Annotated in this window: 12 protein-coding genes; 7 read left to right on the plus strand and 5 right to left on the minus strand. The window is 64.7% G+C overall.

The genetic code is table 11. The features are described 5' to 3' along the window. The first annotated feature begins 23 nt into the window (after window positions 1-23). From mycP to FVS66_RS09880, 6 genes are all read left to right on the plus strand, one after another. Window positions 24-1202, plus strand: coding sequence for a type VII secretion-associated serine protease mycosin (gene mycP / locus FVS66_RS09855; RefSeq protein ID WP_149180662.1), 1179 nt, complete (start codon window positions 24-26; stop codon window positions 1200-1202). Between the two features lie 103 nt (window positions 1203-1305). Continuing rightward, window positions 1306-1761 carry a hypothetical protein gene (locus FVS66_RS09860; protein WP_149180651.1) on the plus strand — a complete coding sequence of 152 codons (456 nt, stop codon included), beginning with the start codon at window positions 1306-1308 and terminating at the stop codon, window positions 1759-1761. Between the two features lie 17 nt (window positions 1762-1778). Continuing rightward, the gene (locus tag FVS66_RS35820) at window positions 1779-3158 is read left to right on the plus strand and encodes a hypothetical protein (RefSeq protein ID WP_149180652.1); all 1380 of its coding nucleotides are present in this window, start codon (window positions 1779-1781) and stop codon (window positions 3156-3158) included. An 11-nt stretch (window positions 3159-3169) separates the two neighbouring features. Further along, window positions 3170-4417, plus strand: coding sequence for a S8 family serine peptidase (locus tag FVS66_RS09870; RefSeq protein ID WP_149180653.1), 1248 nt, complete (start codon window positions 3170-3172; stop codon window positions 4415-4417). 88 nt (window positions 4418-4505) lie between these two features. Next, entirely contained in the window at window positions 4506-4826 is a 321-nt protein-coding gene (locus FVS66_RS09875) for a WXG100 family type VII secretion target (RefSeq protein WP_149180654.1), read from the plus strand. Window positions 4827-4888: 62 nt separating this feature from the next. Beyond that, on the plus strand, window positions 4889-5194 hold the full coding sequence (locus tag FVS66_RS09880; RefSeq protein WP_149180655.1) for a WXG100 family type VII secretion target: 306 nt from the start codon (window positions 4889-4891) through the stop codon (window positions 5192-5194). Window positions 5195-5285: 91 nt separating this feature from the next. Here the strand turns inward: FVS66_RS09880 and FVS66_RS09885 are convergent, their stop codons facing one another. Continuing rightward, a complete protein-coding gene (locus tag FVS66_RS09885) occupies window positions 5286-5543 on the minus strand; it encodes a winged helix-turn-helix domain-containing protein (protein WP_149180656.1) in 258 nt (85 codons plus the stop codon). A 381-nt stretch (window positions 5544-5924) separates the two neighbouring features. Here FVS66_RS09885 and FVS66_RS09890 point away from each other — a divergent pair, with 381 nt between their 5' ends. Next, window positions 5925-6140, plus strand: a complete 216-nt coding sequence (locus FVS66_RS09890; RefSeq protein WP_262386900.1) for a hypothetical protein — start codon at window positions 5925-5927, stop codon at window positions 6138-6140. Between the two features lie 271 nt (window positions 6141-6411). Here the strand turns inward: FVS66_RS09890 and FVS66_RS09895 are convergent, their stop codons facing one another. The 4 genes from FVS66_RS09895 to FVS66_RS09910 form a co-directional block, all read right to left on the minus strand. Further along, entirely contained in the window at window positions 6412-6645 is a 234-nt protein-coding gene (locus FVS66_RS09895; RefSeq protein ID WP_149180657.1) for a DUF397 domain-containing protein, read from the minus strand. Window positions 6646-7255: 610 nt separating this feature from the next. Beyond that, window positions 7256-8179: a hypothetical protein gene (locus FVS66_RS09900; protein ID WP_149180658.1), complete on the minus strand. Its 924-nt coding sequence runs from the start codon at window positions 8177-8179 to the stop codon at window positions 7256-7258. Further along, window positions 8179-10596 (minus strand): DUF6571 family protein, encoded by a 2418-nt coding sequence (locus FVS66_RS09905; protein ID WP_149180659.1) that lies wholly within the window; start codon window positions 10594-10596, stop codon window positions 8179-8181. Before FVS66_RS09905 ends, FVS66_RS09900 begins: the two co-directional genes overlap by 1 nt. Window positions 10597-10617: 21 nt before the next feature. Then, on the minus strand, window positions 10618-10992 hold the full coding sequence (locus FVS66_RS09910) for a hypothetical protein (RefSeq protein WP_149180660.1): 375 nt from the start codon (window positions 10990-10992) through the stop codon (window positions 10618-10620). Window positions 10993-11301 lie beyond the last annotated feature (309 nt).

Raw genomic sequence — 11301 nt, forward strand, 5'->3', positions numbered from 1 at the left:
CGACCGTGACCGAGACGGCCGAGATGACCGAGACGGCCGAGGCCCGCCCGAGCTCTCGCCTGAACGGCGGCGGCGAGTGCACCTTCCCGATGAAGAAGCAGTTCGAGGGCACCCCCTGGGCGCTTCAGCGGGTGCTGCTCGACGAGCTGTGGGAGGACACGAAGGGCAAGGGCGTACGGGTCGCAGTAATCGACACGGGCGTGGACACGGCCAACCCCCAACTGAAACCGGCTGTAGACGCGTCGGCGGGCGCCGACTTCCTCAAGGCCGGGAAGGACGCCCCCACGGACAGCAAGCGTGGCAAGACCAACGGCACGGTCGACGAGGTCGGCCACGGGACGAAGGTCGCCGGCATCATCGCGGCCCGCCCCCGCAAGGGCACGGGCTTCGTGGGCCTGGCACCGGAAGCCACAATCATCCCGATCCGCCAGAACGACGAGAAGAACAGCGGTACGTCGAAGACGATGGCTGACGCGATCGACCACGCGATCGCCAAGGACGCCCACGTCATCAACATCTCGCAGGACACCACACAGGCCCTGAGGGGGGATTCGGACCTGGCGAAGGCCGTGGCCCGCGCGCTGCGGAAGGAAATCGTCGTGGTGGCCTCTGCAGGCAACAACGGCCTGGACGGCAAGCTCAAGAACACCTACCCGGCGGCCTTCCCGGGCGTCCTGGCGGTCGGCTCCTCCGACCGCAACAACGAACGTGCCCCGTTCTCCCAGGCGGGCGAGTTCCTGGGCGTCGCGGCCCCCGGCGTGGACGTCGTCTCGACGGTCCCGGGCGGCGGCCAGTGCGTCGACAACGGAACCAGCTTCTCAGCCCCGTACGTGGCGGGGGTCGCCGCACTGCTGCGCGCGAAGTACCCGAAGTGGACCGCACGGCAGATTGTGGCGCAGATCGAGCAGACCGCGGAGCGTTCGGTCAACGGACGTGACGACTATGTAGGTTGGGGTGTGGTGGACCCGGTGCGCGCCCTGGACGGCGACGCGGGCCCGATCGAGTCCCCAAGGCCCGACCCGGCCCCGCCCAGGCCTCCGGCGCCGGAACCGGCGTTCGTGGCGATGTCGGAGACACCGGAGGAGCGCGACGAGCGCCTGGCCACATACGCGCTCGGGGTCACGGCGGTCCTGGTGTCGGTGGTGGCGGGCACGGCGACGGTGATCCGCGACGCGAGGCGGCGCCGCGGCAGGCGGACGTGAGTACGCGTACTCATAGCAGGTGAGTACGAACTGATGTTGGGTCAGTCGAAAGTATTGACTAGAGTGGCAATCCGATTCACGAGTGCGACGAGGGGGCACCGAAGTGGAAGCGCCGATCGGGGGCGGCGGCAAGGATCTGGACGTCAAGGGTGTGACGCTCCAGACCTTCAAGAACCGCATAGACGAAATCCTCAACTCGCTGGCGGAGTCGCCCGCCGGGCACCAGACGATCGGCGAGCAGACCGTCACGGCTGACGCGTACGGCAATGGCTTCGGCGCGGCGGGGGACCTGCACGCCGGGTACGAGAAGATCCGTGCCCGCCTGGAGGGCCTGTCCAAGATGTTCGGCGAGACCATCGAGGCCCTGGGTATCGCCGTACAGATGGCGGACAAGGGTTACGGGGGCGTCGACACGGGCGTCAAGGAGCGGTTCAAGGAGATCCACAAGCACAGCCGCGAGTTCTACGAGCCGCAGACGCCGCCGCAGACGCAGCAGACTCCGACGCAGACGCCCACGAGCAAGCCCAGTGAGACCACCGACTCCGGTGGATTCGCCTGACGGGGGAGTACACAGACATGCCGAGTGACTTCGAAGGCAAGTCCCTGGACGCCTTGTACGCCATGATCGCCTCGGCGAAGCCGGGGGACCTCACCAAGGTGGGCAATCTCCTGGACGCCGCCGCCCCGAAGATCATCCAGATTGCTGCGGACCTGCGTCTCTACTTCGACGCGGTGCAGTGGAAGGGCGAGGGCGGTGACGCCTTCCGCCTGTGGGGCGCCGACATGGTGTCCGAGACTCTGAAGCTGAGCGACTTCACCACGACGGTCGGCGCCGAGATGCAGCGCGCGGGCCAGGCCTTGAGTGAGACGCAGAAGTCGATGCCGAAGCCGGCGGGTATCTGCTACGCGGACCCGGAGAAGGAAGAGGCCCGCATCAAGGACGAGACCGGCCCGAAGCTCCAGGAGGCCATCCGGCTGATGGAGCGCCTGTCGTCGTACTACAAGACGTCGCAGAACCGGATGGAGGCGGAGCCGGAGCCGGAGTTCCCCATGCCGCCTGTGGATGGCGAAATCCGTCGAGAGCGCCCATACGCCACGAGTGGGTCGGGTGGTGGCGCAGGTTCGTCCTACGGGGGTGGCGGCTCGTACGGGGGCGGCGGTTACTACTCGGCCTCCGTGCCCTCGTCGCCCAGTGGCTTTGAATCGGCCTCCGTGCGACAGGCTTCGGAGCACACGGTGCGTCCGGTGGCTCCGTCATCTTCTTTGCCAGAGACGCCTGTCGGTACGAATCTCGACTCTGTTGCTCCTCCGGTCACGCAGGAACCGGGAGCCCGCTCCGTCACGCAGCCTGTGGTGCCTCAGTCTGTCGCAGGGGGGTCCGGTCCTAACCCGTTGCCGCCGATTGCTCCGGTGACCGGCCAGATGCCGGGTGGCAACGCCATGTCGCGGCTGCCCTCGGCTTCCGGTGTGCCGGGTGTGCCCCGGGGGACAGTTCCCAGCGGCCCCGGACCGCTCGGCGGTCTTCCCCGTGTCGGCGCCGGGGACGGCATCGTCGGCGGCAGGCCCATGCCCGGACGGGCAGGCGTCTCGCCTATGGGGCCGAGGCTGCCGATGGGTACCGTTGTGGGCGAGGAACGCGGCGCGTTCGGCCGCCCGATGGGCATGCCCGGACAGGGCATGGGGTCGCAAGGGGCTTCGGGGGCCGGTGCGGGTGCCGGGTCGGGCCGTCGGTTGGCGGCCCAGCCCGGTGGAACCGTGGGGGCTTCCGGGGCGTCCGGTCCCATCGGGCGAGGTGCGTTCACGCCCGGTGGCACGGGCCTGGTTCGGCCGCCCGCTTCGACGGCGCCCGGCAAGGAGGAACGGCGTCAGAACACAGGCCGTCCGGACTACCTGGCAGAGAACGAGGAAACCTGGACCATGGGCCAGCGCAAGATCGTCCCTCCCGTAATCGACTAGGAGTCCCGCTGATGTCCCCCCGTGCCCGCACGTTCCGCAGTCGCGCGGTCGGTTTGCTCGGCGCCGTGATCACCGTCGCCGCGACGGCGTTCGTCGGCGCCCCAGTCGCCCAGGCGGACGACGTGCGCTCGCGCCAGTGGTACTTGGACGCGATGAAGGCCGACGACATGTGGAAGGTGAGTACGGGTAAGGGGATCACCGTCGCGGTGCTCGACACCGGAGTGGACTCCACCGTGCCCGAGCTGCGGGGCAAGGTGCTGTCCGGTCCAGACTATGTCGACGGCGAGGGTGATGCTCGTACGGATGCGGCAGACACTGATCGGCATGGCACGAACATGGCCGCCTACATCGCGGGCACCGGCGCTAATGGGGGCATCAAGGGACTCGCCCCTGATGCGGAGATCCTGCCGGTCAGGGTGGGTGCGCGCGGAGGCAAGGACACCTTCGGCCTGGCGAAGCCGCTGAGCAAGGGCCTCCGTTACGCCGTAGACCACGGCAGTCGTGTCATCAACATCTCGATGAAGACCACCTCAGCAGGAAGACAAGAGGCCGAACTGCAAGAGGCCGTCGACTATGCCCTGCGCAAAGGGGCGCTGATCTTTGCTGGAACCGGCAACGAGGGCGAGGAGTTCGGCGTGTACCCTGCGGTCGTCCCGGGTGTGGTCGCCGTAGGAGCTGTGGATACCAAGGGCAAGGTGGCGGACTTCTCCAACTACGGTGACCACGTTGCCCTGGCTGCTCCCGGCGCCGACGTCCCCGGGCGCTGCAATGCTGACAAGAACCGCTTCTGCAATGGGGAGGGAACTAGCGGGGCCACGGCCCTCGCCTCAGCCTCTGCCGCGCTCATCTGGTCCGCCCACCCCGACTGGACGAACAATCAGGTCCTCCGCGTCATGCTGGAGACCGCCGGCCACAACGGCCCCGTCCCCAGCAAGTACATCGGCTACGGCACGGTCCGGCCCGCCCAGGTTCTCCTGGAGGGCAAGGGCGACCCGGGCCCGGCCGACGTGAACCCGCTGCTGGGAGCGCAGAAGAACAACTCACCAGCACCCCAGACCTCCCCGAACTCCCCCTCTCCTGAAAGCACGGGGGCAAGCGACGAGGGCGGCCGGTCCAAGGAGTCCCAGGCGGCCCCGGAAACGGCCGCCAGGTCCGAAGAGGGCGGCTTCCCGCTCTGGGCCGTCGTCGCGAGTGCCGTTGCCGTCGTCGCCCTCATCGGCGGCGCCGTCGCGGTGAGCGTACGCAGCAGGAGAGCGTAGCTACGCGTCAGCGGACGTACGGAGAACGGAAACGCACGACTGGATATCCGGCCCCGTCCGTCCACCATCCACGACAAGGAGCGTCCACATGACGGACAACTTCCAGCTAGTCAATCAGACGGTCAAGCAGGCTCAGGACGCCATCGAGGAGACCACGCGCCAGATCAGCCGCCAGGCCCGGGAGATGGCCGACATCCTGGAGACCTGTCGTGCGGGCTGGACCGGTGCGGGCGCTGAGGGTTTCAAGACGGCCCAGGTCCAGCTCAACCAGGACCACGACGAGATCCGCCGACTCCTCGACGTCCTGAGGAACGCCGTCAGCCAGACCAAGAACCTCAACAGCCAGAATGACTACGACGTCCGGGCGAGCTTCGCCGTCATCAACAAGTCGGGCCTGAACAACGTCTGATCGGCCGACCGGGCCTGAGTGCCCCACCGATCGCCCCAGCCGCAGACGAACGAGGAGACAGCATGTCCGAGGATCTCGGAACCAAGGTACGGTACAGCAGCGTCACGCTCATGGCGGAGCGTCTTCGCTTTCTGGCCAAGGACACCGCCGAGGACCTGACTCGCATGGAGCAGGCCATCAAGGTCGTGACCGACACCTGGGACGGTGAGGCACACCGCGAGTACCTGGCGCTCCAGAAGAAGTACAGGGCGCGTGCCGACCACATGAAGACCCAGCTGGACCAGATCGCCAGGATCATCGCGGAAGGCAAGGACAAGTACCAGACGACCGACCGCAAGGCGTCGCAGCTCTTCACCGAGGGGTACTGACACACACCTCGCGGGGGTGTGAGAAGGGGCATGCTCACCCGGAGCATGCCCCTTCTCGCGTTACGAGGCCCCGGGTCGGACCGCCCGTAGGTCAATCCTCCGCGCCCTCGGCCGGTGCCGACTGCTGCTCGGCGACGAAAGTACCGAGCCTCGGCACCGTGTAGACGGCGCCTTCGTCCCGCAGGTGGGCGATCACCTTGCGGGCGGTACCCCGTGCGATGCCGAACTCTCCAATGAGCTGACTCTCGGACGGCAGAGGCTGGCGAGGCTGGTACGTGCCATCTGCGATGCGTCTCCGCAGCTCTTCAGCGACCTGAACCCACCTGTAGCGGTCTGCAGCGAACTCCATATCCAGAACGTAAACGCCCATCCATGAATGCGCGCGTTCGGGTATCACCTTGCTTAAGCATGTACAAGCATGATGTAGACCAGCTACCGTGTGTCTACGACAAGACCCCGGCGACGGGTGGAGCCGTCCCGGGGCATGGCCAACGCTGAAAGCGAGCGCTGACGTGACCGACCTTATCCGCGCCTTAGTCCTGTGCGCGAGGCAAGCCCTGCACCACGCAAAGCCACCGCGCGGTCGGCACCGCCGTGGTGCGCCCGCCCACCGAGACCCCTCCCATCCGCGCCCCACACCCCACTCCCCGTACGACCTCGATGGACTGCTCGACGGGGCGGCGACGCCCCTGATGCGCCCGTACGTGCTCGCGTACGAGGGGGCGCGCTGGTGACCGGGCAGGACCCGCGACGCCCACTCCGCATGTGCGTCCACTGCCACGCGCTGACGGACGAACCGGTCGTCGTGTCGGAGGTACATGCCGCTTCGGGCCCCGGCTTCAACGTCTACGCCTGCTGCGCCTGCGCCCCGCACATCCCAAAGCCACCGGACGTGCTGGAGCTGCTGGCGACGGGCTGGCACGAGTGGCCGGACGATGAGCGGTGAGACGAGGCCCGGGTCACGGTCGCTCGCTTCCAGGGCTCTCCCGGATGACCGTACGGACGTACCGGACCGGTCCCACCGGCGGGCGTCTCGCTGAGACACCAACGCTCACCGTTGAGGCCGGCGACGCAGGCCTGATGGCCCCGCCGCTGGCCTGGCCGCCCTGCCGGTGCGCCAACTGCAAAGCGAGAGGCTGCTGACAAGGCAACGAGAAGTGGGGCCCGCTCGTCTCCCGAGCGGGCCCCACGGCGCTGACTGGATCAGATCAGCAGCCTCACTTCAGGTCGAACTCCCCGTCCTTCGCCCCCAGGACGAACGCTCGCCACTCGGCCTCGGTGTAGCGCAGTACGGTGTCCGGCTCCAGTGACGACCGCATGGCCACGGCCCCGCCCGGCAGGTAGGCGATCTCGACCCGCTCCTCGTCGGGGCTCGTCCCGGGGGCGCCGTGCCACTCCACCCCACTGATGTCGAGCGCGTACAGCTCGTCCTTCTCCTGCTGAGTGCCCATCAGGCGCGTTCCCTTCGAGGTGCTGGCGGTACAGCGTTACGGCGTTGCGCCTCAATTATCCGCAGATGGCAGGGAGACAGGAGGAGAAGAGCGGAAGTCGACCCGCCCGGTAGCCAGGCGACCAGGGCAACGCCTCGTGCGCCTCAAGTGCGAAGGGCCGCATGCAAGGACCGTATGGCTCCTTCGCTCTACCCCGTCCCAGGCCGGTCAGATAGTGTCCCGCCAAGTGGTGTAGGGGTGTTCAAGGCGAGAAGGCGCAGGCCACGGCCGGAATCTGAAATCCTGGGGCGCGAGATCAAGTGATGGTACGTCAGCTTGTGGGCGATGTATGGACTTGCGCGGTCGATCTTGGGTGTCCTACCTCCGAGGTCACGCCAACGCCCGCCGCGGCTGTGGCCGCGCGCCACAGCCGTGGCTGACGGTCAGTCAGGATCCTGGGTGCTGTCGATCGGCAAATCGCATGCGTGACCTGCAGATATCCACGTTGATCTCCTACACCACGACAAGGGACATGACCAGCGCCTGGCGGTGCGGACGAATAGCGGATGCCTCAGCCGGTGGTTTCCTCGGTCCCGCGCGCAGCCGATGTCATGTGCTCCGTGGATCGTCGTCAAACACTGTCTTTGAATCCGGTGCTCCTGGAGTACGCTTCTGCAGCCTTCGAGAGGAGACTGTCGAGTCGTTGTCTCCCCGCCGCCGTCTCTGCCGAGCCCAGAGCGACTGAGCGATCCTGAAAGAGCCTTCGGAGTCTTGGGAAGCCGTAATTTTCGTAGTCTTCAAGCAGTGCTTTCTCGGCTGCGGCCTTGTTGTTTTCGTGTTGTCTTGTCAAGGCATTGAGACGCGCCCTACGAAGCTCTCCCACGGTGGTTCCCGACGATATGGCAGCACCCAGGGCAGAATCGATAAATGCCTTTCCTGGTTCATTCATCGGCTCGTCGAGAAAGTCCTGTTCATCCAAGGCCTCGAGCTCTGATTCAACCTGGTCGAAGAGGGTCTCGCGGATAATCTTGAAAGAATCTCCGTCATCGGCCAGGGCGTCTAGGAAGTCACCCATGACAGGCGTGTCGATGTCGATGTCGTTGGGAGTTGTTGAGTACTGTGGATCTGAGTAGTCGACCTGCCCTGCAAGGATTTCGTAGGTGTCACCGGCGTAGTGGGATAGCGCATTCGCGAGATTGTGCTTGATCTCGGATGGGACTGGTGCCATTTCACCTGTATCCATCCGCTCTGTGTAAGTGGTGATAACCAGCTCAAGAGCTTCGCCGCTCTTCTCGGGAAGTCTCTGGGGTTTCCCTTCCGGAGGCTTATGTCCCGGAACTGCGCCGGTCATCGCCGTCTCCAGAGCGTTGCCGCAGGATGCGATGCCTCCCGAAGCCTCTATCTCGAGCTTCGACAGGATAGAGAAGCAGGCATCTGATTCCGGCGAGGCAGTGTCCTCTCTCGGCCAGAGCAGCACGGCTGCGGCAGTCGCAGTTGCGAGAGCTACGGTGAGGCCAATACGGCGTTTCCCTCTTTCGCGCATACCGGTGATCACTACTCCCCTGCTGAGCCCTGGGTGAGCTCGATACCATTTGTGTACGAGTTTCCCGCTGCGGTGCGCAAGGAGCCCATTCGGCCCCCCGTCGGTATCTTCTCTTCCTCGGGAATCATGAGGATGTCGGCGCGGTGATTGATAAGGTTTCTCAGCCTGGGGTATCCATGCTTGTTGTAATGCTCAATAAGCTGCTCCTTCGTCTTGTCTGCTACGGCATTGTTGAGTTCCTCGGCGTGCTTCCCTGTGAGGATGTCAATCGATCTTTGTATGGAGTCACCGAAGATGGGGAGGCTGGTTACAGGCGCGCCGTACATGTGGTAATTATAGGCCTTGTTCCAGTTGTTCTCCGAGGTTTGTCGATCGCGTTCGTCGATGAGCGCATCAGCGCGAACTTCGTCCAGGGTGCCGATGACCATCCCCGCGTCTATGACGACACCCATGGCGTGATCGTTATTGCCGGTTGCTCTTTGCGTCAGATCCTGCTCATCCAGTGAACTGATCCGTTCCGTTATATGACCCATCTGTGAGTCATGGATCATTCGGAATGCGCCACCATCCTCAGAGGCGGCGCGGATGAACTTCCGCATATCCTCTGTGCTGACACCGAGGCCATTGGGATCCGTTGATTCACTACCAACGGCGTAGTCGACCTGATCGACCAGGATCTGGTGGACATCACCCGGATAGTAAGCCAAGGCATTCGCCATGTTGACTCGAATGTTCGCCGGCATGGCGGTCTGGTCGATCTTGGCGATCTCTGCGTACGACGTGATGACGCTTTCCAGTACGCGCGTCTGTGCAGCTGTGTGTTTCGCAAACTCTTCCGGCGCGGGGGTACCGGGAACGTTACCCGTAGCGGCGGCTTCTAGGGCGGCGCCGAATCCGACACGGGCGTCGCCATCCTCGATGTCGCCCTTGTAGATCGTTGCCCCATCCTTCCGGGTGGTGGCGTACTCATCGACGACATCCCAGTCGCGCTTCGTCTGCAGATACTCCAGGCGCTCGGTGCCGAATTTGTCGACCTTCCACTCGCCGTCTTTCTGGAAAATTGGGGTATGGGAATCCGGATCAAAATAGGTGGTGGCGGCATCTGGATTCTTGCTCATCACGCCAAGAAGTCCGTCGAGGGGGTCATTCGCGAACCATCCCGCAGAAACGCAGGACTTTTTGCTGTCGAAATTATTGCTCAGATCCCAGATGTCCTTGTTTCCGCCCCTGGTGGGGTCCTCCGCTGCCCGCATGGAGTCTGCGAGCTCGTGCAGGAAGGGGGCGCTGTAGCTTTCGCTTCCACGTTGCATCAGAGTGACGAGGCTCTGATAACCGAGGGCCTTCTGGTCGATGCCGCTCGACCGATTGACCTCAGTGACCTTCGTGCTGAACTCCTCGGTGCCGTTCCTCTTGATGTCCTCCAGCCACGAGTTGTAGAAGTCTGCCTCGTCTGAGGTCTTCCGCCACTTGGCGAACTCCTCGGCGTACTCTTTTGAGCCGAGTTTAAGGACCCTTCCATCCTTCTCCATTTCGGGTACCTGGGTGGCAATGGCCATAGTGTTGGCCAAGCTCTTCTGCATCTCCGGGTAGGGCTTCTTCGCGCCCTTGTCATCGAAGTACGCCAGGTCATTAAGCCGGTTGGTGAGCTTCAGGGTGCCTTCGGCTCCCAGGCTCGACAGGAAGGTTCGGCTGAACTCCGTACGGTGTTTGAATGCCTCGTTGTTGTTGTCGCGCAGGATGCGTGCGGCACCCTCGATCTCAGCGTTCGAGACGGGCTTGCCCTCGTTGAGGCGTGTGGTGACGTCTTGTACGTATTCCAGCTCGTACTGCTCGATATCGCCCTTGGCGCCCGCGTTGAAGCCGTTGGCAGTGTCGTCCTTGCCTGTGAGGAAGTCCTTGTTGCTGTCCTTCACGGCGCCTTCGAGGGAGAGCTTCACGCCGGCGTCAGCGTCCTCGATTGCTTTGACATACTTCTGGATCTGCTTCGCCCAGCTTGCCGCCGCCTGGGTGTACGACTTCAGCAAGGCCTGGCCATCGGGGTCGTGGATGAACGCCCTGCGCTCGGTGTCGGTGAGATCGGGCCGGACGTTCCCCTCGTCGTCGACTTGCATGTTGTCCTTGCGGGCGTCCGCGACCAGCGACTCCAGCCGCTTCTTCAGCTCCGTGAACTGTCCGTGGGCGTCGCGCAGCAGGTCGGCGATGGCTTTCGCTTCTGTCTGGGCGGCCGCGTACTCGTACTGTGTGCCGGCGAAGTTCACGTACGCGGATCCGAATGCCTCGCCGCGCCAGTTCGGTTTGAGACCTCGCACCGTGGCTGCGTAGTTCGACTCGGCCTTCTTGAACTCGCCGGCCATGTCGTCCCATGCCTTCGCGGCGGCCGTGAGCTTGCCGTAGTCGGTCTCCATGACCTTCTTGTAGGTCAGCGCCATGTCTGATGCCTCCTCTCGGTCTTACGTGTTGTCCAGCCCGGAGGGCTTGCGCAGTGGTGCGAAGTCGTTGTACAGCTCGAAGTCGTTGTTCTGGATCAGGCGCCGCGTGGTGCGCAGGTTCGCCGACTCCTTGTCCAGGCGGCCCGTCAGCGTCTTGACCTGGCTCTCCCAGACCTTCTGGACCTTCTTCAGGCCGGCTGCCGTGCCCCAGCCGGAGAAGGTGCTGACGGCGGTGTTAGTCGCCTCGTCGGCGTGGTTGGACGCCTTGACGGTCTGGGTCCTCACTTCGCCCGCCAGCTTGCCCGCCGCCTCGTTCTTCTTCTTCGGGTCGGAGTCGAAGTCGGGCACACCGGCCCCGCCGCCCCCGCCCGGCGCGGCGTTCTGGTTCAAGCGCATGCTGGATGACTGGCGCGCGGCCGCCTCACCCCGCAGTCGGGCCCATTCCTCGTCGAATCCCAACGTTCCGCCCCCGTACGTCTGTGTGTGAGATGAGTGATTGAGTGAATGTCTGTTCTAGCACGGGGGTTGGGTACCAAGGGCAGCAGCCTCGTACCCAACTTCCCCTGAGTAGGAGTACCTACGCTCGCCTACATGTCCGGCATCCGCCCCAGCTGAACCAGCCCCGCGCCGCCCCGCCGTGACACGAAGTAGCCGCGGCCCGGCGGCAGGGGGCGCGGGCGCACCAGGCCGAGGAGGTCACCCTCC

The organism is Streptomyces sp. TRM49041, assembly GCF_008271805.1.
Classification (GTDB): domain Bacteria; phylum Actinomycetota; class Actinomycetes; order Streptomycetales; family Streptomycetaceae; genus Streptomyces.